Genomic DNA, 22,057 nt, shown 5'->3' with positions numbered 1-22,057 from the left:
ACGACCGCCTAAGCCATCAGGTGTTTCAAGGACCGCGATAACCCACCACTCCGAGCGGCGGCGCCTCGGCGCCGAGATCTGGATCATGCTCTGTCTGTCACTCGGCAAGCGCACCGTCTACGCGGTCACGAACATCCTCGACCGGCTGTCCGCCCCGGTCGCTCTCGGGCAGCAGGCGGCGTCCATCAACAAGGCGATGACGGAACGCCCGTGGATCGACCTCGCGTACCAGACGACTCCGAGCGCGTGTCACCAATGCCACGACACAGAACAGCTAGATCTCAGCCACCCACCAGTCGACATCAGGATTGATCTCTGCCGCGACCGTAGCGAACGCTGGATCATCGACTTCTAGGTAGCCCTCGTCGTCCACAAAGAACACCCCGCGATCGAAAGCGACGGCGAGCGTCTCGATCAGCTTGCCCAGCGTAGGGTACTCAACTGGGTGATGCATTTCTTCGAGCCGGAAGTGACGAACGGGAGCCGTTGATTCTCCCGAATAGTCGATCACATAAAAGTCGCCGCCGCCGTCAGCGAACACCGGAAGCCACTTTGGCGACCATCGTGGATCATTTCTAAATGAACGGAGGTTAGAAATAGCGTCCTCGAGGGACAGGAGATAGAACCCGGGAAAGAGATACAAATCCCCCAAGAGATAACCCTGGCTGGAGGTTCCGTCGCGCCAGCCGTAGAGTTCCATCAAGAAGCCATCGGGAGGCAACCCCGCCTCGACCAACATCGCTTCGATGGTTCTACGCTCGAGACCTGGACGCAAGGCATGCAACAGTTTCTCGCGACCAAGGGTCTGCAAATGGCGTTGAATACTGGACAGGTGCATGGTCATGTCAGGCGTCACGGTCCAAAGGTAACATTGAATGGATCGCCCTCTTGGATCTTGCTCGTCTGGAAGAAGCGACTGAGCACCCCGCCTTGGTAGCTCTGCTCTGCCACTGGCACGGCGCGCACAGTCGAACCGCAGCCTCCCTGCGCAGAACAGGCGAACGGATACTCATCGAGCGACTGCCCTGCGGGCGCTGGCGCCTTACCCTTCAGCGCTGCACGGCGATTTGCATTACGAGCAGCACCGGTGACCCGGTTGAGTTGTGTGGGTGCACCGTTGGCGACAGCTTCGTCGAACGTCCCGGCTATGCCAGGAGCACGGCTCCTGCTGAACGACACCGTTGGGACGTCGCCTGAAACTCTCGCGCCCGAAGTTACTCCAGCGCCGCCGGCCCCAGACCCGGGCGCACCCGCCTTCGCAGCGCCCGCCGACTTGGGGGCAGCGCGCTTGGTCACGTTCGACAGTGCCGCGCCCACCTTGCTCGCAGCCGCCGGCACCACCTTCGACGCGACCGCCCCGACACCCACACCAGCGGCACCGGCAGCCGCGCCGATGCCCGTCTCCTTGGCCAAACCGCCCCATGAGAACGGCGCCGCCTTCTGCACCTTCGTGCGCCACAGGTTGCTCACCGCACCGCTGGCAGCACCCGCAGCCGCCCCACAACCGATCGCGCCTACCCCCATCGTGGCCACCCCAGTGACGGCCAGGCAGCCGGTGAACGCCGCAGCACCCACCACCGCACCCACGATCGTCGCCTGATGCCGACCCACAAAGCTCGTCGTCGCGTTCCACGCCGAACGGATGCCACCCCAGAACAACCCCGTGGGATCAGCCCACGTCACCGGGTTGTTCCCCGAGTACACGTACGCGTTGAACTGAGCCGGAACCTCCGGCTGCAACATCGGATCCACCGACACGAACCGACCCGTCAGCTCGTCAAAGTACCGAGCCCCCAGCTGCGTCAACCCCGTCGAGTCATCACGCGTCTTACCCAGGAACTGACGATCCCCCGGAATCGACGCGCTCGACGAACCACCACGCGCCCCACCGAACGGATCCGTACGCAACCGCGCCACGCTCGACGTCGTCCACCGCGTGTTCGCCCACGCCGCCACCGGCGTGCCATGCACATCCGACACCAGCGAGGACACACCACCCAGCCCGGCACCAGTACGCACCGCCACCGTCTGACCCGCAAACGAGTAGTACCGCGTCGCCGACACCGACCCCGACACCGGGACGAACAACTCCTGCCCACCCGGCAGATAGACCGTCGTCCCCCGCGCCTCAGCACGAACCAGACGGCCACCCGACGCGTCATAGACGAACCCGGCCTCACCCGTCTCGAGCGTGCTCGCCGATCCAGCGACCGACACGCCAGCAAGCTGCCCCTGGGCGTCCCAGCTCAGCGTCTTCGCCGCAGCGCTGCCGATCTTGCGGGAGACCTGGTTGCCCATCGGGTCGTACGTGAACGACGAGGCAGTCGTCGTGCTGCCGTCGACCGTGCTCATCGACGTGACCGCGTGCGGGCCAGCCGTGCCGGCTCCGTGCGCGTACGTGGTGGTCTTCGTACCGTTCTCGACGAGCTTGGTGCGGTTGCCCAGCTCGTCGTACGAGTAGGAGTTCCAATAAGGGGCGGGGCCGCCCAGCGCTGACGCGACAAGGGAGCCCGCAGCGGCGCAACCTGCCGAACCGCCGACCGTCCACGCATTCGTCAGGCGGCGCAGACCGTCGTACGTGAAGCACTGCCGCTCGGCACCGCTCTTGACCTCTGCGTTCGTCGGAGTGTCACCGATCGAGGTGATGTTGCCGGCGTCGTCGTACGCGTACGTCAGCTCCACGTCCGTCCCGCTGATCCGCTCGCGATCGAGCGAGATACCGGTCAGGCGTTCGGTGACCTCGTCGTACCCATACGTCACGACAGCGCCATACGTGTTGCCAAGATCCATCGCCTTGAGCTGGTTCAGCGCCGAGTGACGAGACTCCGCGACATACACGCCCCAACCGAAGCCGCCACCGCTCCAGTGCGGCTTGGACGCGACGTCGAACTGGGTCGTCACCGTCTCCTTGCCGAGCACCGTCGCGCCGCCGCTCGAACCCTGCTGCGTGATCTGCGGGTACGTCAGCGACTTCAGCTGACCGTCCGCTGTGTAGGTGTAGCTCGTGGTGAACGTACGGTTCGTCAGGCGCGCCAGGTCGCCCACGGCGGGGAGCACCGTGCTCTCGGACAGCGTCCGACCCATGAGGTCGTATGTGTTGACCGCGCTCACATAGGAGTCGTCTCCCTCGACGCGCGTCGTCGAAGCGGGGGCTCCCAGCACAGCCTTGCCAGCCAAGTCCTTCGCGGTGTCGTACGCCCACGTCGCCTTCGTGGCGCCGGCCTCTGCGAGCCGCGTCTTCCGTCCGAGGAAGTCGTACTCGTACGTCAAGGTCTTCCCGTTGCCGTTGCGCACGGAGACGACCTGGCCAGCCTTGTCGTATGCGGTGACCGTCGTCCCCGAGTCCGGGTCCGTGGCCTTCACGACGCGACCAGCGGTGTCGTACGACTTGGTCCACGTGTTGCCAGCGGGGTCCTTCATCGTGACCATCTGGCCCGACCGGTCATACGCGTACGTCGTCGCCTGGTAGCTGCCAGCTGGCTCCTTGGCCGCGTCGAAGCCAGGAAGCGTGGAGCTGCGACCCTTCGTGCCCTTCGAGATCTCCGGCCTGCTGAGGTGCTCCCCCAGCTCTGCCGTGCGGCCGTGAGCATCGACCACGGTCGTCGTGGCGGTGCCGCCAGCGGGGGGAACGACGGTCGTGTAGCGGCCGTCGTACCTCGTCACCGTGCGGTGCTGCTCGTAGTCAGGGTTAGAGCTCGTCCCGTTCCACAGGATCTCGTCGGTGACGCGCCCAGCACCGTCATAGACGTAGGTCGTGTGTGCCTTCGTCACGGCGGGAGGCTCAACAGGCTTGCTCGCGGGAGCGCCCGTCGCCCACCACTTGCCCGTGACATACGAGACCCGGCCCGCGGAGTCGTACATCGTGTGCGTGACGATCCGCCCGCGCGCTTGCGCGCTTGCGGTGTGGGCGGCGCCCGCATCTGCGCCTTCGACCTGCTCCTGGAACGGACGCATCAGCCCGTCGTAGAGCGTGCTGCTCACGTGCTGGGTCACGCCGTCGGCGCCGATCGTCTTCGTGACGACGGCGTTCAGGCCCGTCTTCTCGACGAGGTAGGAGTACTCGATCGAGGGCTTGACCGACGACGACTGGCGATCGGGATAGCGAACCTCGACCAGCCGGCTCAGCGCGTCGTAGCGTCCAGTGGTGCGCCGGCCGTTGGCGTCACGCGTCTCGATCACGTCTCCGGTCAACGGGTTGTGCACGGTGGTCGAGACGAACGCAGAGTCCGCGTCCTTGTCGGCGGGGTTGGGTGCGGTGACCCGGATCTCCTGCACGAGGCCGCCAGATGAATGGACATAGGCCGTCTTCGTCGTGCGACCCAGCGCGTCCGTGGTCGCGCCCGCTCGGCCCCACCTGTCATAGGAGGACTTGGTCTCCGTGAGGTCGTAGCCCGTGCGCGCAACCGGATGGGGCGTCGAGGCCGGGTCATGGTCGGCCTCGAGCTCCCACGTCCGTGTCACGAGACCGTCAGCGTTGTAGTCGGCGAGGCTGTCCGAGAGGATCTCCCCGTCCGCCCCCGAGCACGTGCCAGCGCGTTCCGTCGTGCGCGCCGCGAGGGTCACCTGGTTGGCGGCCCTCAGTCGCGCCCGGACGTCCTCCCCTACCAGAATGGTTCCGGTGCGCGATAGAGGCATTTTCGTACGTCAGCCCCGTCGAAACCCTGTCATCCGTCGCACACGGCCAGCGCCTGCTATAAAGCAGCACATGACCGACTCCACGCTCGAGACCCCGCTGTCGCGCTACGAGCGGCGCCGGCTCGGCGTCGAGATCTGGATCGTGCTGGGCCTGTCGCTCGGCAAGAGCGCGGTGTACGCGATCGCGAACATCCTCGAACGGCTCAGCGCCCCCGTGGCGCTCGGCGACCAGGCCGCGGCGATCAACACGGCAATGTCGGAGCGACCGTGGGTCGACCTCGCCTACCAGCTGTTGTCGATCTTCTTCGTGCTCGTCCCCGTCGCCCTCGCGCTGTACCTGCTGTCCGAGCCGGGGCGCTCGGCGCTGGTGCGGCTCGGGCTCGACCGGGCCCGCCCGCTGCGTGACATCGGCTGGGGGTTCGCCCTCGCCGCCGCCATCGGCATCCCCGGTCTCGGGTTCTACGCGCTCGGCCGGGCGATCGGTATCACGGTCGAGGTGCAGGCCGCCAACCTGGCTGAGTACTGGTGGACCGTGCCGATGCTGATCCTCCTCGCCCTCAAGAACGCGCTCGTCGAGGAGATCATCGTCGTCGGCTACCTGCTCGAACGGCTGCGCGAGCTGCGCTGGTCCGTCCCCGCCGCGATCGCCGCGTCGGCCCTGCTGCGCGGCTCGTACCACCTGTACCAGGGCTTCGGGCCGTTCGTCGGGAACGTCATCATGGGCGTCGTGTTCGGCGCGTTCTACGTCTCCCGCTGGGGACGCCGTCGCACGATGCCGCTCGTCGTGGCGCACACGCTGCTCGACATCGTCGCGTTCGTCGGCTACGCCCTGCTACCTGCGAGCCTGCTCGCCGCGCTCGGCGTGAGCTGATCTCCTCCGCCCCTGGACGGAGGCCCGACCTCCGGGGCTACGACCCGGGTATGGACTTGCCGTCCGAGGGGTGCATACAGCCCAGATACACCGCGGAACGGCGGGGCTGCCGCCCTAGACTCGGACCCATGCCGCACACGTTCGACGACCACGGGACGGCCGACGCTCCCGCGCCGGGCGTCTCCCGTCCTGCGACCGCGGGTCGCACCCGCACGGTCGGCGACCCGCACCACGACCAGCTCCCCGGGATCGGCGAGCCTGGCTATGTCCGTCTCGTCGACGCGCCGTCCGACCGCGTCCGTCGCCCGCAGGACCTCGTCGCGATCACGTTGTGCCTGCTCGGCATCGGCGTCATCCTCCTGCTGACGGTCTTCGCGCACGCGACGACGGTCGGCGTGCAGCAGGACGTCCAGGGCTTCTCGCGGCTCCTCGGTCGCATCCTGCTCTTCCCCGTCGCGATCCTCGAGAGCCTCGTCACGCTCATCGTGCCGCTCGCCGTCGTCGTCGACCTCTCGGTGCGGCGCCTGGGCCGGCAGCTCGTCGAGGCGCTCACCGCCGCCGGCGTGAGCCTCGTGCTCGCGCTCCTCGCGTACGTCCTCGTCGACGCGCTCGCGTCGGAGGACCTGCGCTCGGGCCTGTCGATCCTCCAGGGAGGGGTCGCGACACTCTCGCTGCCTGCGTTCGTCGCCGCGATCTCCGGCCTTCTCACCGGATCCGGCCCACGCACCCGACGCCGCACCGTCGGCTGGTCGTGGAACCTCCTGTGGGTCACGATCATCGTCTTCCTCATCACCGCCCAGGTCTCGCTGCCAGGCGTGGCGGTCATGCTCCTCGTCGGTCGCATCGGCGGCCTCACCGTCCGCTACGTCTCCGGCGTCCGCTCGGAGCGCGCCCACGGCGCCGACCTGGTCGACGGCGTCCGTCGCGCCGGGTTCGAGCCGCTCAGCCTCGTGAGGGTCCGCGACCTCACGGACGCGCCCGACGACGTCGAACGCTCCGTCAGCCCGCAGGGCACCGTGTCCGACCCTCAGCCCATCCCGCGGTCCGGGCCGTGGTGGTCGGGCAGCGCCGTCGAGACGGTCGTCGGGACGCCCGACGCGTCGTCGTTCGACCCGTCGGCGCTCGCGCTCCTGCGCTCCGCCGACCACCGCGTCTACGCCCTCACGACAGCCGAGCGGGACCGCCTCGACGTCGTCGTGCTCGACGGCGAGCGTCAGGTCCTCGGCTTCCTCACCCGTGCGTGGCGCTCCCTGCGCATGCGCGGCCTCGAGGGTCGCTCCGCGATCTCGCTGCGCTCCGTCGCGGAGCGGGCCGCGCTCCTCATGCACGCCGCCCGCTCGGCGGGGGTCCGCACGCCCGAGCTCCTCGGCGTCGCCGAGGCTGCCGACTCGATGCTGCTCATCCAGGAGCACGCCGCCGGCACGGTCTCGCTGCGGGACCTCGACGCCGACGCCCTCACCGACGAGGTGCTGCGCGAGTGCTGGCGCCAGCTCCTGCGCGCCCACTCGGTCGGCCTCGCGCACCGCTCCCTGACCGCCGACGTCGTCCTCGTCGCGCAGACCCACGGCGAGCCCCAGGTGTGGCTCACCGGGTGGGAGAACGGCGACATCGCGTCGTCGACGCTCGCACGCCGCATGGACCTCACCCAGATGCTCACGCTCCTCGCGCTGCGCGTCGGGCCGCAGCGCGCCCTTGCGTCGGCAGGTGAGCTGGTCGACGACGTCGTCGTCGAGTCGCTCGGCCCGCTCCTGCAGACGGTCGCGCTGCCGCGCTCCACGCGCGAGGAGATCCGCTCCGAGAAGAGCCCCGTCCTCGGCGAGCTGCGCACCGAGATCGCGCAACGGCTCCCCGAGGCGAACCTCGAACCTGAGCGGCTCGTGCGCTTCGGCGCGCGCACCATCATCACCGTGACGCTCACGCTCGTCGCCGTCGTCGTGGTCGTCACCAAGCTCAACTTCCAGCAGATCACCGCCGCCGTCGCGACCGCCAACCCGTGGTGGGCGCTCGTGTGCTTCGCGGCCGGCACGATCACCTGGCTCGGCGCGGCGCTCGGCTTCCTCGCCTTCTCCCCCGTGCGTATCGGGGTGTGGCGGGCGACCCTGACGCAGGCAGCGTCGTCGTACGTGGCGCTCGCCGCACCCGCCGGCATCGGGTCGGCCGCGCTCAACCTGCGCCTGCTGACGCGGCGCGGGGTGTCCGGCGCGCTCGCCGGCGCGACGGTCGCACTCGTCCAGGTGTCGCAGGTCGTCGTCACCGTCGCACTGCTCGCGGTCCTCACGGTCGTCAGCGGTGACGGCGGCCTCCTGCGTGCGCTCCCGTCCGCGCCCGTGCTCGTGGCCGTGGGCATCCTGGGGCTCCTCATCACCGCCGTCATGCTCGTCCCGCGGCTGCGCCGCTGGATCGTCGCCCGCGTCGAGCCGCTGTGGGCTCAGACCTGGCCGCGCCTCTCCTCCGTCTTCTCCGACCCCAAGCGTCTCCTCGTCGCGCTGCTCGGCAACTCGGTCCTGACGCTCGGCCTCGTGTTCGCGTTCGACGCCGCCCTGCGCGCCTTCGGGCAGTCCGTCTCGCTGATCGACGTCGCTGTGATCTACCTGATCGGCAACACCGTCGGGGCCGCCGCGCCGACACCGGGCGGCGTCGGCGCGATCGAGCTCGTGCTCGCCGGCTCGCTCACCGCCACCGCGGGCGTGCCCGCCGGTATCGCCGCGACCGTGGTCATGCTGTTCCGTGTCATGACGTACTGGGTGCGCATCCCGATCGGGTGGCTCGCGATGCACCACCTGCAGAAGAAGGGCGACCTCTAGCCGCAGTCGCCTTGGCGCCAGAAGCGGCAGAAGCGCCAGGCCGCCCGACGGCTGACCAGCATGACGAAGGCCCCCGATCCGTGCGGATCGGGGGCCTTCGTGGAAACTGTGCGGTGCGTGAGGCTCAGGCCTCGACGTTCACCAGGCCGCGCTGCGCGCCCTTGACCAGGCGACGCGGGATGCGGACCGTCTGGCCGTCAACGCGAGCCTCGACGAGCTGCGTCTCCGTCGCCTTCCACTGCGAGCGGCGGGCACGGGTGTTGGAGCGGGACATCTTCCGCTTCGGAACTGCCATGATCGTCCTTTCTCGGGTTGAAACCTTGCTCCGGCACAGCGAGCTAAGGCCCGGGGAGCGGTCACTGATCGCCTCATCGTACGGGGGCCGCGGAACCACGGTCAAATCACGGCGACCGTGACCTGCGCGACTGCCTCCGCACGCAGAGACCCCGCCACCGGTCAGGACCGGGGCGGGGTCTCTCGCGAGTGCTGCGTGCCTTACTTGGCGACGGCCTTCTTCAGGAGCGAGCCGGCCGAGATCTTGACGCCGAAGCCAGCGGGGATCTGGATCTCCTCGCCCGTGCGCGGGTTGCGGCCCGTGCGAGCAGCGCGCTCGACGCGCTCGACGGAGAGCAGGCCCGTGACCTTGACAGCCTCGCCAGCGGCGAGCGACTCGATCAGGACCTCCTGGAGCGCGGCGACGGCCTTGTCAGCGTCAGCCTTGGTCAGGTCAGCCTTGGCGGCGATGGCCGAGACGAGGTCAGAGCGGTTGAGCGACATGCGATTCCCTTCATCGGGTCACGCCACGGCAGGGACGTCGCGGCGAGCTGTGGACTAACTGTGCCTGCCGTTCGGCGGGACATGGTCAAGCGTAGGGAATCATGCCTGAAATCGCGGGATCCTGCGAAATCTGGCCCCCTCGTGTCACCACCGTACGGCACGCCGGCCGTCTGACCGGGCGACGCGCCGCCCGACCTCCCCACCACGAGGCGCCTGCACCCATCCCTCGAGTTGCGACGCCCCGTATCCCAGGAAACCCTGGGTTCAACGCGATGGCACCGATCCCGGATACGATCACCGGGTCCGCAGACGGTGCCGGACGGCACTGGAGGGAGGGACCGCATGCAGCACGCGCTCGAGATCGAGCCGCACTTCGCAGCGATCGCGCCCGCACGCCGATGGGCCCACGACCTGCTCACCGAGGCTGGGATCGAGGGCGAGACCCTCAACGTGATGATCTTGCTGGTCAGCGAGGTCGTCACGAACGCGGTGGCGCACGCCGTCCCGCCGGTCTCCCTCATCATCCACGTCAACGCGGAGCGCGCACGCGTCGAGGTGCGCGACTGCGCCCGAGACCTGCCGATCATCAAGCACCCGCCGCCCACGCAGCCCGGCGGTCGCGGGGTCGCCCTCGTCGACATGCTCGCGACGCGCTGGGGCGTGGGCTACGACGAGCTCGACGGCCAGCTCAAGTCCGTCTGGTTCGAGGTCGCCCTCTGACCGTCGCCGCGTCGGTCAGGTGTCCGCGCTGAGCGCAAGAACAGCCTCGACGCGGCTCATGACCGTGGCGACAGTCTCACCCGACTCGACCTGCCGCGACGCGGCGAGCACGACGGCGTTCACGAGCTCGGCCGCACGGCCTGGGTCGTCGACGCCCAGCTGGCCGAGGGTACGAGCCAGAGGCTGGAGCATCTCGCGGTGCATCTCGGCACTGCGCGACGCCACGACAGGCTGAGGAGCGATCGCGCTGAGCGCAGCCGCGATCTCGTGCTCCCCGCCCGCGACAAGCTCGAGGTTGACCTCGGCGTAGGCGAGGACAGCCTCGCGCGGGCTCGCGGCCGCCTCCACCACCTCGACGATGCGCGCGGACCAGCGCGGGAACACGTCGGCGACGACGGCCTCGACGAGCTCTTCGCGTGACTTGAAGTACTGGTACAGGCTCGGCCTCGCGAGGCCAGCCCTGGCCGCGACCTGGCCGAGTGTGAAGTCCGCGCCGCGCTCCGAGACGAGCTCTCGAGCTGCGTCGAGCAGCGCCCGCTGCTGTGCGGCGCGATGCTCAGCGAGCGTCGCGGCGTTGATCTTCGGCATGTGCCCTCCCTCAGTGCTATTGGACCATGCACGACGCCGACCTCCTGGACGGGAGGTCGGCGTCGTCCATGCGGGGTTCAGCCGCCATCAGCGGGCGGGCGCTCCGAGCGAACCGTCGACCATCTCGAGCACGCGGTCGCAGTGCTCGAGGACGTCGTGGTCGTGGGTGACCATGAGCGCGCCGGCGCCGAAGGTGGCGACCTCCTTGGCGAGGAGCTCGACGACCTCGTGGCTGCGCGCCCGGTCGAGGGCCGCGGTCGGCTCGTCGACGAGGAGCAGCGCGGGGCTCGTCATGAAGGCGCGCGCGATACCGACGCGCTGACGCTCGCCACCGGACAGCTCGTGCGGGCGACGGTCCGCCTTGTGGCTCATCGACACGGCGTCGAGGAGCTCGCGCGGGTCACGAGCGCGCTCGTCGTCCGGCGACATGCCCGCGATCTTGAGCGCGAGCCGCAGCTGGTCGAGGCACGTCAGCGCCGGGATGAGGTTGCCCGACTGGAACACGAAGCCGATCCGCTCGCGGCGCAGCCGCGCCTTCGTGCTCGCGTCGGACGAGCCCACGTCGACGCCGTCGACCCGGACGGTGCCGGACTCGGGAGTCACGAGCGCGCCGACGACAGCCAGGAGCGAGGACTTGCCGGAGCCCGACGGCCCGACCACCGCGACGAGCTCGCCAGCGGTGACGTCCAGGTTGACGGCGTCGAGCGCCGTGACGGTCGAGTCTCCGTCGCCGTGCCGCAGGGTCACGCCCTCGAGCTCGAGGACGGAGCGGGACTGGGTGGAGTCGTTCATCGCTGCCCTCCCAGGGCGGTCAGGGGGTCGACGGAGGTGATGCGGATGACGGCGGCGGTAGCACCGACCATGCCGAGCACGACCAGGAGCACTGCGGCGACCGCGAGGTCGGGAGCCTGGAGGGCGAACGGCATCGCCGTGCCCTGGAGGAGCGCGCCGAGCCCGATGCCGACCGCGAAGCCGATGCCGATGGCGCCCGCGAGGAGCAGCGCTGCCTGACCGAGGCTGTCGGCGAGCAGGAACTTGCGGGTCGCACCCATCGCTCGCATCACGGCGATCTCGTGGCGGCGCTGGATCGTCCAGACGGTGAAGAACGCGCCGACGACGAGCGCCGAGATCGCGTACAGGAACACCTGGATGAGCATGAGCGTCGCGGTCTCGGCCGAGTAGCCGGGAGAGGCGCCGAACGATGCCTTGAGGGTCAGCGTCGTGGTGCCGAGAGCGGCGTCGGTGGCGGCCGGGTCGAAGTCGCCGTCGACGCGCAGGGCGGCAGCGGTCGTGACGTCGGGGACCTCGGCGTCGGCCGCGACGGTGACGTCGCCGCCGGCGTGCAGCTCCTGCCAGGTGGCGAGCGGGAGGTACGCGACATCCACGTGGCCGAACGTGTGCTGCTCGGGCAGGATGCCGACGACGGTCAGGGTGCGGTCGAGCCGCTCGAGGGTGACCTTGTCACCGAGCTCGAGGCCGTCGTCCTTCGCGGTCGACGAGACGACGATGCCGTCGGCCTGGCCGACGAGGTCGCCCTCGGCGACGGCGGACGGCGCGACGAACGAGCCCTCCTCGACGCCGACCAGGGTCAGGTCGACGGGCTGGCCGCCGTCGTCCTTCTTGGCGTTGGCGAGCATGAGCCCGTACGGCGCGGCATCGGTGACGCCGGGCTGCTCGGCGAGCTTGTCGACCTGCTCGACATCGATGATGGAGCGCGTGAACGCTGCGTCCGTCTTGGTGCCCCCCTCGAACGAGAAGTGCGTGACGGGAAGCTGCTTGAGTCCGGAGACGCCGTCGTTGACGAGTCCGGCGGAGAGGCCGGACAGGAGGACGACGAGGACGGAGACGAGCGCGATGACCGCGCCCATGAGTGCGAAGCGGGTGCGCGCGAACCGTAGCTCGCGCAGTGCGAGGAACATGGGGGACCCTTCGGGTTGCCGACGTGGTGTCGACAAATTTACCAACGCCTCGTCGGCATCGTGAAGGGCTGCGGGTGACGTCTCCGTCACACGTCGATCACCCGCGACGGCTGGCAGCCACCTCGCCCATCCGCGCGAGCGCCTCCCTCAGCACGTCCGACCGCGTCGCGCAGTTCACCCGCACGTGGCCCTCACCCCCCGGCCCGAAGTCCAGGCCACGCGACAGCGCGACCCGCCCCTCCACGAGGAAGACCTTCGCCGGATCGTCGCCGAGCCCGGCGCCGTCGGGACCCGCCGCGCGCAGGTCCACCCACCCGAGATACGTCGCCTCAGGCGCCCGGACACGCGCGCCCGGCAGGTGCTCCCCCACCAGCTCGACCAGCAGGTCGCGCCGCCGCGCGAGCGCGGGAAGCAGCTCGTCGAGCCACGCCTCCCCCTCGCGGTACGCGGCCGCGTGCGCGGCCATGCTCACGTGCCCGACGGCGTCCGACAGGTACGCAGGCACGCGCGCGAGGACGTCGTGCGCCTCGTCCCCCGCGACGAGCAGCGCCGACTTGAACCCCGCGAGGTTCCACGCCTTCGCCGCCGAGTGCACCGCGAGCCCGCGCGGGTCCACCTCGAGATACGGGACGTACGCGGGCGAGCCGGGCAGCACGAGCGGGGCGTGCGCCTCGTCCGACACGACCCGCACGTCGTGCCGCGCGGCGACGTCCGCGAGCGCAGCCAGCTCCTCGCGCGAGTGCACGACGCCCGTCGGGTTGTGCGGGTTGCACAGCAGCAGCGCGATGCCCGCTCCCGGGCCGACCTCGGCGCGCACGTGCGCGGCCGTCGCGTCGATCGCGTCGACGTCGAGGCGGTCGTCGCGCAGGGAGACGGTCTCGACGCGGCGGCCGGCGCCCTCCGTGTACCAGCGGAACGGTCCGTAGACGGGCGTCGGGACGATCACGACGCCACCGGGGGCGACGACCGCTGCGACGGCGGTCTGCACCGCCGTCATGACGTCGGTCAGCTGCCGCACGGCCGTCGGGTCGACGGTCCAGCCCCAGCGCCGCGCCGCGAACCCGGCGAACGCCGTCGTGAGCGCCCCGTCCTCGGGCGGGTAGCCGACGTCGTGCGCGTCGAGGAGCGCGTGCACCGCCTGCCGGACCGGCTCCGCGAGCGGCACGTCCATCTCGGCGACCCACAGCGGGAGCACGTCGTCCGGGTAGTGGCTCCAGCGGACGCTCGTCCGCGCCCGGAGCTGGTCGAGGGTGAGCACGTCGAGAAGGTCGTCCATGGCCTCGACCGTATCGCGCAGCACGAGGCACAGCCTCGAGCAGGCATGCTTGAGGCATGCCTGGCACCACCTCTCCCGTCCGCCTGATCGCCTCCGACGTCGACGGGACTCTCCTCACGCCCGACCACCGCATCTCCACCGAGGTGCGCGCAGCGGTCGCCGAGGCGACCGCCGCGGGGGTCTCGGTGGTGCTCGCGTCGGCTCGGGGGCCGCTCGCTATGCGGCACCTCGTCGAGGAGCTCGGGCTTCTCGACGTCCCGCACGCGCCGCTCGCGGGGTGCGTCGTCGCGTTCCAGGGCGCACTCGTCGGGCAGTGCCACGCCGACGGGACGTTCACCGACCTGCACTCGACGCGCCTCGACCACGAGGTCGCGCGCACGATCGTCGAGCAGGTCCTCGCCGCGGGGCACGTCGCGAACTGGTACGACGGCGCGGGCTGGTTCCCGTCCCGCTGGGACGGGTACGGCGAGTGGGAGCAGAAGGCGACGGGCCAGGCTCCGGCGGGGCTCCTGGGCGAGGCGCAGCTCGCGCCGGGCGCAGCGGGTCCGCACAAGCTCATGGTGCCGCCCGCGCACGGGCTGCCGGACCTGGTGCCGGGGATCGCCGCCGCGCTCCCTGCGGGGTGCGACGCGTTCTTGTCGGGCGAGCACTACCTCGAGATCGTCGCGCCGGGCGTGGACAAGTCGACCGGGATCGACCAGCTCGCCGCCGACCTGGGGATCGCGCGTGCCGAGATGGCGGCGGTGGGCGACGGCCCGAACGACCTCGGGATGTTCGCGCACGCAGGGACGTCGGTCGCGATGGCGAACGCGTCGGCCGAGGTGCAGGCCCAGGCGTCGTGGGTGACGACGTCGAACGCCGAGGACGGGCTCGCTCGGGCGATCCGGACGCTGCTCGCGGGCTGAACCACCCAGGACCACCTTGTGGGGCTCCTCGCCCGCAGGTACCTTGTGACGCATGGAACCCGGTGACGAATCCATCCTGTCGCACCTGCGACGCGGAAGCGTCGAGTACTGCGTCCTCGCCCTCCTCCGCGACGGCGAGGCCTACGGCCTCGACATCGGCGCACGCCTGAGCGCCGACGGCATCCTCATGAACGGCGAAGGCACCCTCTACCCCCTTCTCGCCCGCCTGCGCCGCCAAGGACTCGTCGAGACCTCCTGGCGCGAGTCCCCGTCAGGCCCGCCCCGCCGCTACTACTCGCTGACGCCCGCCGGCCGCCAGTCCCTCCACCAGTTCACGACCGTCTGGAGCCAGTTCCGCGACGCGGTCGACTCCGCACTCCTCGGGAGCCACTCATGACTGACACCCAGCAGCACCCCCTCGAGCCCACGCTCGCCGCCCGCGTCGACCGATACCTCGACGACCTCGGCCGGATGCTCGCCACCGCCTCCCCCGTCGACCGCGCCGACGCCCTCGGATCCGTCCGCGAGCACCTCGACGACGCGCTCGCCTCGCTCGGGCACCCCGCGACCGAGGACGACATCACCGCGATCCTCGCCCAGCTCGGCACCCCCGAAGACGTCGCCGCAGGCCTCCTCGAGTCCGGGATCGTCGACGCCGGCACGCCCCCTCAGCCCGCACCCGCAGCGCCGCGCGCACCCGGCGACACCAGCGCCGTCGGCGCGCTCGTCGCAGGCATCGCCGCCGTCCTCCTGCCCTTCATCGGCCTCGCCTTCGGCATCGTCGCGATCGTCCTCGGACGGTCCGCCCGCCGCGACGGCACCACCCGGCCCGGCCTCGCGACCGCCGGCGTCTGGCTCGGCGGGATCGCCGTGACCCTCCAGCTGCTCGTCGTGCTCGGCCTCGTCGGGCTGCTCACCGTCCGCACCAGCGGAGGCACCGAGACCAGCGGGCAGGCGGTCGTCGTGCAGGACACCCCCTGACGGGACGCTCTTGCCGCACGGCCCACGACACGCCAAGGTGGGGCGCATGCCCACCACCCCGGAGCCGACGACCCTCGCGCACGGCCGCCACCGGACCGACGAGCGGCTCGCCGGCGCGACGGTCGCCGTGGGTGCCGTCGCGGGAGCGACGAGCCTCCTCACCGTCGCGCCCCTCGCGCTCGCGGCCCTCGCCGTCGTGCTGTGCGTCGTCGTACGCCGCCGCACGCAGGCCCTCGCCGCGCGACGCACCGCGCTCACCGGCGCTCTCGTCGGCGGCGCAGGCGCCGCCGTCAACCTGCTCCTCGTCGTCCTGCCCCGCCTCGCCTCCTGATCTCCACCGTTCCTCCCAGCGACCTCACAGCGCACCGTGACACGCTCGTGACCATGGACAGTGACACAGTCGCCACCTCCCCGGACACGCTGCACCTCTCACCGGGCACCGTCGCACTCGTGCGCAGCGACGCCCGCCACGAACCCACGTCCAGCGCCGGCGACTTCGCGACCACCCTCGCGATCCTCGACCGCGTCGACCAGCTCAAGGAGCTCGGCGACACCCTCCTCCACCTCGTCGAGCAGGAGTCCGGCCTGCGCCGCAGCGAGCTCGCGCTCCTCGACGCGCTCGACGCCGCCCACCACGAGCACGACGACCACCCGCGCCGCCTCGGCCGGGCCGTCGGCATGACGACCGACGCCGTCGTCGCGACCGCCGAGTCCCTCGCCGCCCGCGGCCTCGTGGGCATCGTCCACGACGACGCCGGACGCGCCGCAGCGATCCACCTCACCGACGCCGGCCGCGCCGTCCTCACCCAGGCCGAAGCCGTGCAGATCCGCGCGACCGACGCCGCCGTCCGCGAGGTCGGGCCCGAGGGCAGCCGACGCGCGCTCGCCGTGCTCGACCAGATCATCGGCGCCATGTCCCCGCTCGCCCCCGCCGCACAGCTCCCCGCGCCCGAGACCCGGATGCTGCCCGGAGCCTGAACCCCCCGCCCCCCGCCCGCCGGGCGCGCCCTCCGCGCCCTGGCCACCGCTCGTGCGCCCGAGCTCGCCATCGCGCCCCGGCCTCCGCTCGACGTGCCACCTCACCGCGCCGCACGTCCGGCCGCGACTGGGATGATGAGACGGTGACCGGCGCGAGAGAACCCGAGGCCCTGCCCTCGACCGTCGCGGGCACCACCGTCCACGAGCTCGTCATCAAGAAGTCCCGGTTCATCGCACGCGCCGTGCACGTCGGCTCCGTCGCCGAGGCGGACACCGTCGTCGCCGCCGTCCGCAAGGAGTTCTGGGACGCACGCCACTCGTGCGTCGCGCTCGTCGTCGGCACGCACGCCGACCAGCAACGCTCCTCCGACGACGGCGAACCCTCCGGCACCGCCGGCATCCCCATGCTCGAGGTGCTGCGCCACCGCGGCATGACCGACGTCGTCACCGTCGTCACCCGATACTTCGGCGGGATCCTGCTCGGCGCCGGCGGGCTCGTGCGCGCCTACTCCTCCGCAGTCTCCGAGACGCTCGACCGCGCCCCGATCGTGCGGCGCGCCCTGCTCGACGAGGTGCTCGTCGACGTCCCGCACGCCGAGGCGGGGCGCATCGAGCACGTCCTGCGGGACTGGGTCACCCACCACGACGCGGTGCTCGACGACGTCGCGTACGCCGCGACCGTGACGTTCACGCTGCTCGTGCCGGCGCGGTCGCGCGCCGCTCTCGACACCGCGCTCGCCACCGCGAGCGCGGGCACCCTCGAGGCGCTCCACGTCGGCACCCGCGTCGCCGACCTGCGCTGAACCGCGCGCGAGGTAGCGGGCTGCACTCCAGGTAGGGCCTTCCAGGGCCCTACCCCGCGTGGCAGGCCCTACCTCAAGCGCACGGCCCGATCCCGCGCGAGGTGGTGCCCAAGTAGGGGGCTGCACGCGAGGTAGGGGTCTGCACTCCAGGTAGGGCCCTCTAAGGCCCTACCCCGCGTGGCAGGCTCTACCTCACGCGCGAGGCCCTACCTCGCGGGCGACGCCGGAACCGACGATCGAGCGGCGCGGCGGCCCTACCTCGAGCGGGAGGGCCTACCTCGAGCGGAGGGCCGGGTGGTGCGGGCGACGTCGTCCGCTAGTACGTGTCGTGGGGCGGCGCGACCGGATAGAAGCGGCCGCCGTAGCGGCGCGTGACCGTCGTGCCACGCGCCTGGGCGACGAGGTTCGTGCGCGCCCGCACGAGCTCGGCGACGCGGAACGCCTCGGCGTCGTCGTCCGCGAGGTAGCGCACTGTGATGCGCGGCATGCCGTGCCGGATCGCGAGGTCCCACGACTCCGCCGTCGTCAGCTCACGGGCGGCGTCGACCGCCGCGGGCAGCACCTCTTCGGGCGAGCGCCCGACCCGCATGTCACCGATCAGCAGGGTCACGCGGTAGGAGGGCACGCCCCACCCTAACGACCGCGGACCTCCCCGCCCGCGCTGCGCCGGCGGAGGTAGCGTGACCGCATGCCCGCCGAGCCCGCCCCCGCCTACCCGGCCCGGCGGGCCGCGCTCAGCGATACCGCCGCCGTCGGCTTCGGTCTGTTTCCGCTCGGCGTCGCGTTCGGCATGCTGCTCGTGCAGTCCGGCTTCGCGTGGTGGTGGGCGCCGGTCTTCTCGTTGACGATCTACGCCGGGTCGCTCGAGTTCCTCGCCGTCGGGCTGCTGCTCGCAGCGACGCCGCTCGCGTCGATCGCCGTGACGACGTTCCTCGTGAACTTCCGACACGTGTTCTACGCGCTGTCGTTCCCGCTGCACCAGGTCCGCGGCCCGCTGCGGCGCCTGTACGCGATGTACGCGCTCACCGACGAGACGTACGCCGTCGTCGCGACGCGCGCGCCCGGCAGCCTCTCGGAGGCCCGCATCCTGTGGATCCAGGTGCTGTGCCAGGCGTACTGGGTCGTCGGGGGTGTCACCGGCGCCCTGGTGGGCGGCCTCCTGCCGGACGTCCCCGGCATCGGCTTCGCCCTGACCGCCCTGTTCGCGGTGCTCGCCATCGACGCCTTCCGCGCGCACCGCGACGTGCCCGCACCGATCATCGCGGTCGCGTGCGCGCTCGGCGCACAGCTCGTCGCCCCCGACTACATGCTCGTCGTCGCGATGACGACGTTCGTCGTCGTGCTCGTCGCGCGGTTCGCCCTCACCAGCCGACGGGAGGAGCCGCGTGCCTGACGTCGGATACGTCGCCGCCGCGCTCGGCGTCTTCCTCGTGGTGACGTTCGCGCTGCGCGCCGCACCGTTCCTCGTCGTCGAGCGGCTGCGCGAGTCGCGCGCCGTCGCCTGGCTCGGTGCGCGCATGCCCGTCGGCATCATGGTGATCCTCGTGATCTACACGCTCCGCGAACCCGCCGGGACGACGGCGCCACGCGGTCTCGCCGAGGCTGTCGCGCTCGCCGTCACGGTCGGCCTGCACCTGTGGCGGCGCAACGCGCTGCTGAGCATCGTGGGCGGCACCGCGGTGTACGCGGCGCTGCTCGTCACGCTCGGCTGAGGCACCGCGCGCGGGCGAGCACGCACGCCGGACGCTGCTAGGCCCGGCCGTCACACGGGCTTCGCGCCCGACGCCGTGCGCTCCACGAACGCCGCGACCTTCCGCGCGCGCGCCTCCTCGCCGCGCAGCATCGCGAGCTGGGTGAGCGCCATCTTGCGGACGCTCGGCGTGCACGCGTCCCAGGTCGCGCGGGCCGCCGGCTCGGCGTCGAGCGCGGCCGCGAGCTCGGGCGGCTCCTCGAGCCGCTCGGGCCCGTCGAGCAGCTCCCACATGCCCGACGCGCGGGCCGCCGCGATCGCCGCGCGGCCGGCGTCCGTCATGAGCCCCTCAGCCTCGAGCAGCTCGACGCGCAACTTGTTCGAGCTCGCCCACATCGAGCGCCCCTTGCGCCGCGTGAACCACTGCAGCGAGCGCTCACCCTCGTACGGGCGGGCGCGACCGTCGATCCAGCCGAAGCACAACGCCTCGAGGACCGCGTCCTCGTAGCCGAGGCCCGAACTCGCCGACGCGCCGCGCGCGAGGACCACCCACACGCCGTCGGACACCGTGTGCTGCTCCGCGAGCCACGCACGCCACGCCGCACGACTGCCCAGGTCGAGGATCGGGGCGGCATCCGGATCAGCCATGCCCGCCACGCTAGCGGCACCCACCGACGCCGGGCGGGTGCAGGCCCCTATGCCCTCGTGCCGCGACGCTCGTAGCGTGGGTATCCCCGAGCGAAGGTGCCTCCCATGACCGTGCGCACGTCCTTCCACACCGGCTCCCCCGTCTGGATCGACCTCGACACCTCCGACCCCGAACAGGCCCGCGCGTTCTACACGGCGCTGTTCGGCTGGGAGTTCGAGGAGGGCGGCCCCGAGTACGGCGGCTACGCCCAGATCACCAAGGACGGCCACCAGATCGGCGGAATCATGCCGCACCAGGGCGACGGCCCTGCCGACATGTGGTCCGTGTACCTCGCGGTGACGGACGCCAACGCTGCCGCGGCGCGCGTCGCGACGGCCGGCGGGCAGGTGATCGTCGAGCCGATGGAGATCCCCGGGATGGGGAGGTTCGCGTTCTTCCTCGACCCCGCGGGCGGCGGCATCGGGGCGTGGCAGGCCGCAGGTCTCAACGGGTTCGACCTCGAAGAGGTGCACGGTGCGCCCGCCTGGTGCGAGGAGATGAACGGCGACTTCCGCCGCTCGCTCGACTTCTACCGTCACGTCTTCGACTGGAACGTCGACCTCATGTCTGACACGGACGACTTCCGGTACGCCCGGCACATGGTCGGCGACGAGCCGCAGGCCGGCATCATTGACACCGCCCGCTACCTGCCCGACGGCGCACCGAGCGCCTGGTACGTGTACTTCCTGGTCGACGACGCGGACGCTGCGGTCGCGACCGTCGTCGAGCACGGCGGCACGGTCGTCAAGGAGCCGGAGGAGAGCGGGTTCGGGCGGCTCGCCGTCGTCCGCGACCCGCTCGGCGCAGAGATGAAGATCGTCGCGCGCAACGCCGACGGGCAGGAGCGCATCAAGAGCTGACTCGCTTCGTCGAGGTCTAGCCGGTCGCACACCTCAGGCTTCGTCCTCGGCGACGTCGAGCGCGAACGCGTTGCCCTGCACGCCCGGCAGCTCCTCGACGACGAGCTCCTCACCGTTGGCGGCGAACCTGAAGACGCCGCCGACGACGCTCCCCTGCGGGAACTGCGCTGCGAGCAAGGAGAAGAGCTCGTCGCGGGTCTCCCCGACCCGGAACTCGTAGCGCTCGCCGTCGAACGAGAGACGTTCGTGCCTCACCTCGAACCTGACGGAGTCGTCGCCTCCGCCCGGACTCGACCATACGATGTCGTGCTGCTGCCAGAGTCCCGACATCGTCACGACCTTGTAGCCGACCCCGCCGAGCAGCAACGCCCCGAGCACACCCATGACGATCGCGCCCCGTCCGACGCGCTTTACCATCAAGATCCCACCCGCGACGAGCGCGCCGCCCACCACGGCGATGAGCGCCAGCCCTGCCGCGTAGTCGATCACCATCATCACTCGCCCCCTTTGAGCACCGCCGATCAGGACTCGGCGTAGCGTGCGAACGATCGTTGCAGGTCAGCGCCGGTCTCACCAGAGGCGACGAGCAGCATCAGGAGCAGCCGCGCCTTCGCGGGCGTGAGCACGCCCGCAGGCATGACGCCGCGCTCGATCAGGTCGATCTCCCCGCCCTCGTAGCCGTACGTGTGCGTGAAGACCGGTCCGGCGCCCGTGCGCGAGCACAGCACGACCGGCAGGCCTGCCGCCGCCATCGTGACATTCTCGACCGCCACCGCGGGCACGTGGCCGGCTCCCGTCGCGACGAGCACGGCGCCGTCGTACCCGAGGTCCGCGAGCGCAGGCAGGACGGCGAGGTCGTCACCGATCCCGGCCGTCACGACCGCGACCCGCGCGGGCGGCCCGGACGGAATCTCGAACGGCGGCAGCGGGCGCGGCGCGGAGCCGAGGCGGACGCGCCCCTCAGCGACGATCCCGACGGGCCCGAACGGCTCGGACGTGAACGCGTCGACCCGGAACGTCGACGTCTTGGTGACCCACCGCGCGGCGTGCAGCCGGTCGGCGAACGCGACGAGCACGCCACGGCCGCGCACGTCGTGACTCGCTGCGGCGCGCAGCGCAGCGACGACGTTCGCGGCGCCGTCGGGCCCTGGTGCGGAGCGGTCGCGCATCGCTCCGGTCACGACGACCGGCACCTCGTCGGCCGCGCCGACGAGGTCGAGCGCGAACGCCGTCTCCTCGATCGTGTCGGTGCCCTGCGCGACGACGACGCCGTCCACGCCGTCGCCCTCCTCGACCAGGGCCGCGATGCGCGCGGCGAGCCCGCGCAGGTCCGCGACCGAGAGCGACGACGACGGCACCATCTGCGCCTCGACCGGCACGACCTCGATCCCAGGGACGAAGCGCGCGACCTCGCGCGCGAACGTCGCTGCCCCGGACACGGGGACGACGCCGCCGCCCCCGGCGTCAGGGCCGGGCGAGGAGGGCCCCGCACCGTCGAGCGGCTCCGAGCTGATCGTCCCGCCGAGGGTCACGAGTGCGATGCGCATGTGCTCATCTTCGCG

The 22,057-nt window shown here is 71.2% G+C and carries 24 protein-coding genes; 12 read left to right on the top strand and 12 right to left on the bottom strand.

What is annotated here, in order from left to right; translation table 11 throughout:
• Positions 1-274: 274 nt before the first annotated feature.
• A complete protein-coding gene (locus AC4F3Q_RS12765; RefSeq protein WP_491040290.1) occupies positions 275-856 on the bottom strand; it encodes an SMI1/KNR4 family protein in 582 nt (193 codons plus the stop codon).
• Positions 853-4,635, bottom strand: a complete 3,783-nt coding sequence (locus AC4F3Q_RS12760) for an RHS repeat-associated core domain-containing protein (protein WP_491040289.1) — start codon at positions 4,633-4,635, stop codon at positions 853-855. The genes AC4F3Q_RS12765 and AC4F3Q_RS12760 overlap by 4 nt, the downstream gene beginning before the upstream one ends.
• 70 nt (positions 4,636-4,705) lie before the next feature.
• Between AC4F3Q_RS12760 and AC4F3Q_RS12755 the strand changes: the two genes are divergently transcribed.
• Both AC4F3Q_RS12755 and AC4F3Q_RS12750 read left to right on the top strand, forming a co-directional pair.
• Positions 4,706-5,506 carry a CPBP family intramembrane glutamic endopeptidase gene (locus AC4F3Q_RS12755; protein ID WP_491040288.1) on the top strand — a complete coding sequence of 267 codons (801 nt, stop codon included), beginning with the start codon at positions 4,706-4,708 and terminating at the stop codon, positions 5,504-5,506.
• 128 nt (positions 5,507-5,634) lie between these two features.
• On the top strand, positions 5,635-8,310 hold the full coding sequence (locus AC4F3Q_RS12750) for a lysylphosphatidylglycerol synthase domain-containing protein (protein ID WP_491040287.1): 2,676 nt from the start codon (positions 5,635-5,637) through the stop codon (positions 8,308-8,310).
• Positions 8,311-8,434: 124 nt separating this feature from the next.
• Here the strand turns inward: AC4F3Q_RS12750 and rpmF are convergent, their stop codons facing one another.
• A complete protein-coding gene (gene rpmF, locus AC4F3Q_RS12745) occupies positions 8,435-8,605 on the bottom strand; it encodes a 50S ribosomal protein L32 (protein ID WP_168446875.1) in 171 nt (56 codons plus the stop codon).
• A gap of 200 nt (positions 8,606-8,805) precedes the next feature.
• A complete protein-coding gene (locus tag AC4F3Q_RS12740) occupies positions 8,806-9,087 on the bottom strand; it encodes an HU family DNA-binding protein (protein WP_168446874.1) in 282 nt (93 codons plus the stop codon).
• A 342-nt stretch (positions 9,088-9,429) separates the two neighbouring features.
• On the opposite strand from AC4F3Q_RS12740, the gene AC4F3Q_RS12735 reads away from it, so the two are divergent.
• The gene (locus tag AC4F3Q_RS12735) at positions 9,430-9,807 is read left to right on the top strand and encodes an ATP-binding protein (protein ID WP_168446873.1); all 378 of its coding nucleotides are present in this window, start codon (positions 9,430-9,432) and stop codon (positions 9,805-9,807) included.
• A 15-nt stretch (positions 9,808-9,822) separates the two neighbouring features.
• Here the strand turns inward: AC4F3Q_RS12735 and AC4F3Q_RS12730 are convergent, their stop codons facing one another.
• The 4 genes from AC4F3Q_RS12730 to AC4F3Q_RS12715 form a co-directional block, all read right to left on the bottom strand.
• The gene (locus AC4F3Q_RS12730; RefSeq protein WP_491040286.1) at positions 9,823-10,395 is read right to left on the bottom strand and encodes a TetR/AcrR family transcriptional regulator; all 573 of its coding nucleotides are present in this window, start codon (positions 10,393-10,395) and stop codon (positions 9,823-9,825) included.
• 87 nt (positions 10,396-10,482) lie between these two features.
• Positions 10,483-11,187, bottom strand: coding sequence for an ABC transporter ATP-binding protein (locus AC4F3Q_RS12725; protein WP_491040285.1), 705 nt, complete (start codon positions 11,185-11,187; stop codon positions 10,483-10,485).
• Positions 11,184-12,314 (bottom strand): ABC transporter permease, encoded by a 1,131-nt coding sequence (locus tag AC4F3Q_RS12720; RefSeq protein WP_491040284.1) that lies wholly within the window; start codon positions 12,312-12,314, stop codon positions 11,184-11,186. Before AC4F3Q_RS12720 ends, AC4F3Q_RS12725 begins: the two co-directional genes overlap by 4 nt.
• Positions 12,315-12,411: 97 nt before the next feature.
• On the bottom strand, positions 12,412-13,590 hold the full coding sequence (locus tag AC4F3Q_RS12715) for a MalY/PatB family protein (RefSeq protein ID WP_491040283.1): 1,179 nt from the start codon (positions 13,588-13,590) through the stop codon (positions 12,412-12,414).
• A 56-nt stretch (positions 13,591-13,646) separates the two neighbouring features.
• Here AC4F3Q_RS12715 and AC4F3Q_RS12710 point away from each other — a divergent pair, with 56 nt between their 5' ends.
• The 6 genes from AC4F3Q_RS12710 (at position 13,647) to AC4F3Q_RS12685 (ending at position 17,257) form a co-directional block, all read left to right on the top strand.
• Positions 13,647-14,495 carry a Cof-type HAD-IIB family hydrolase gene (locus AC4F3Q_RS12710; protein WP_491040282.1) on the top strand — a complete coding sequence of 283 codons (849 nt, stop codon included), beginning with the start codon at positions 13,647-13,649 and terminating at the stop codon, positions 14,493-14,495.
• A gap of 52 nt (positions 14,496-14,547) precedes the next feature.
• Positions 14,548-14,892 carry a PadR family transcriptional regulator gene (locus AC4F3Q_RS12705; protein ID WP_168446867.1) on the top strand — a complete coding sequence of 115 codons (345 nt, stop codon included), beginning with the start codon at positions 14,548-14,550 and terminating at the stop codon, positions 14,890-14,892.
• The gene (locus tag AC4F3Q_RS12700) at positions 14,889-15,476 is read left to right on the top strand and encodes an HAAS signaling domain-containing protein (RefSeq protein ID WP_491040281.1); all 588 of its coding nucleotides are present in this window, start codon (positions 14,889-14,891) and stop codon (positions 15,474-15,476) included. Before AC4F3Q_RS12705 ends, AC4F3Q_RS12700 begins: the two co-directional genes overlap by 4 nt.
• Before the next feature lie 46 nt (positions 15,477-15,522).
• Positions 15,523-15,807 carry a hypothetical protein gene (locus AC4F3Q_RS12695; protein WP_491040280.1) on the top strand — a complete coding sequence of 95 codons (285 nt, stop codon included), beginning with the start codon at positions 15,523-15,525 and terminating at the stop codon, positions 15,805-15,807.
• Positions 15,808-15,860: 53 nt separating this feature from the next.
• On the top strand, positions 15,861-16,454 hold the full coding sequence (locus AC4F3Q_RS12690) for a hypothetical protein (RefSeq protein ID WP_491040279.1): 594 nt from the start codon (positions 15,861-15,863) through the stop codon (positions 16,452-16,454).
• A 143-nt stretch (positions 16,455-16,597) separates the two neighbouring features.
• Positions 16,598-17,257: an IMPACT family protein gene (locus AC4F3Q_RS12685; protein ID WP_491040278.1), complete on the top strand. Its 660-nt coding sequence runs from the start codon at positions 16,598-16,600 to the stop codon at positions 17,255-17,257.
• A gap of 316 nt (positions 17,258-17,573) precedes the next feature.
• Here AC4F3Q_RS12685 and AC4F3Q_RS12680 read toward each other — a convergent pair whose 3' ends face one another.
• Positions 17,574-17,882, bottom strand: a complete 309-nt coding sequence (locus AC4F3Q_RS12680) for a hypothetical protein (protein WP_491040277.1) — start codon at positions 17,880-17,882, stop codon at positions 17,574-17,576.
• 63 nt (positions 17,883-17,945) lie between these two features.
• Between AC4F3Q_RS12680 and AC4F3Q_RS12675 the strand changes: the two genes are divergently transcribed.
• Positions 17,946-18,650 (top strand): AzlC family ABC transporter permease, encoded by a 705-nt coding sequence (locus AC4F3Q_RS12675; RefSeq protein WP_491040276.1) that lies wholly within the window; start codon positions 17,946-17,948, stop codon positions 18,648-18,650.
• The gene (locus AC4F3Q_RS12670; protein WP_491040275.1) at positions 18,643-18,969 is read left to right on the top strand and encodes a branched-chain amino acid transporter permease; all 327 of its coding nucleotides are present in this window, start codon (positions 18,643-18,645) and stop codon (positions 18,967-18,969) included. The genes AC4F3Q_RS12675 and AC4F3Q_RS12670 overlap by 8 nt, the downstream gene beginning before the upstream one ends.
• A gap of 50 nt (positions 18,970-19,019) precedes the next feature.
• Here AC4F3Q_RS12670 and AC4F3Q_RS12665 read toward each other — a convergent pair whose 3' ends face one another.
• On the bottom strand, positions 19,020-19,595 hold the full coding sequence (locus AC4F3Q_RS12665; protein WP_491040274.1) for a YdeI/OmpD-associated family protein: 576 nt from the start codon (positions 19,593-19,595) through the stop codon (positions 19,020-19,022).
• A 105-nt stretch (positions 19,596-19,700) separates the two neighbouring features.
• Between AC4F3Q_RS12665 and AC4F3Q_RS12660 the strand changes: the two genes are divergently transcribed.
• Positions 19,701-20,495, top strand: coding sequence for a VOC family protein (locus tag AC4F3Q_RS12660; RefSeq protein WP_491040273.1), 795 nt, complete (start codon positions 19,701-19,703; stop codon positions 20,493-20,495).
• 33 nt (positions 20,496-20,528) lie between these two features.
• Here the strand turns inward: AC4F3Q_RS12660 and AC4F3Q_RS12655 are convergent, their stop codons facing one another.
• Positions 20,529-20,990 carry a hypothetical protein gene (locus tag AC4F3Q_RS12655; protein ID WP_491040272.1) on the bottom strand — a complete coding sequence of 154 codons (462 nt, stop codon included), beginning with the start codon at positions 20,988-20,990 and terminating at the stop codon, positions 20,529-20,531.
• 26 nt (positions 20,991-21,016) lie between these two features.
• On the bottom strand, positions 21,017-22,042 hold the full coding sequence (locus AC4F3Q_RS12650; protein WP_491040271.1) for an asparaginase: 1,026 nt from the start codon (positions 22,040-22,042) through the stop codon (positions 21,017-21,019).
• Positions 22,043-22,057: the final 15 nt, after the last annotated feature.

The organism is Flavimobilis sp. BM9 (assembly GCF_058313055.1).
The sequence above is the reverse complement of the archived record's forward strand: the minus strand, read 5'-3'. Positions and strand labels throughout refer to the sequence as shown.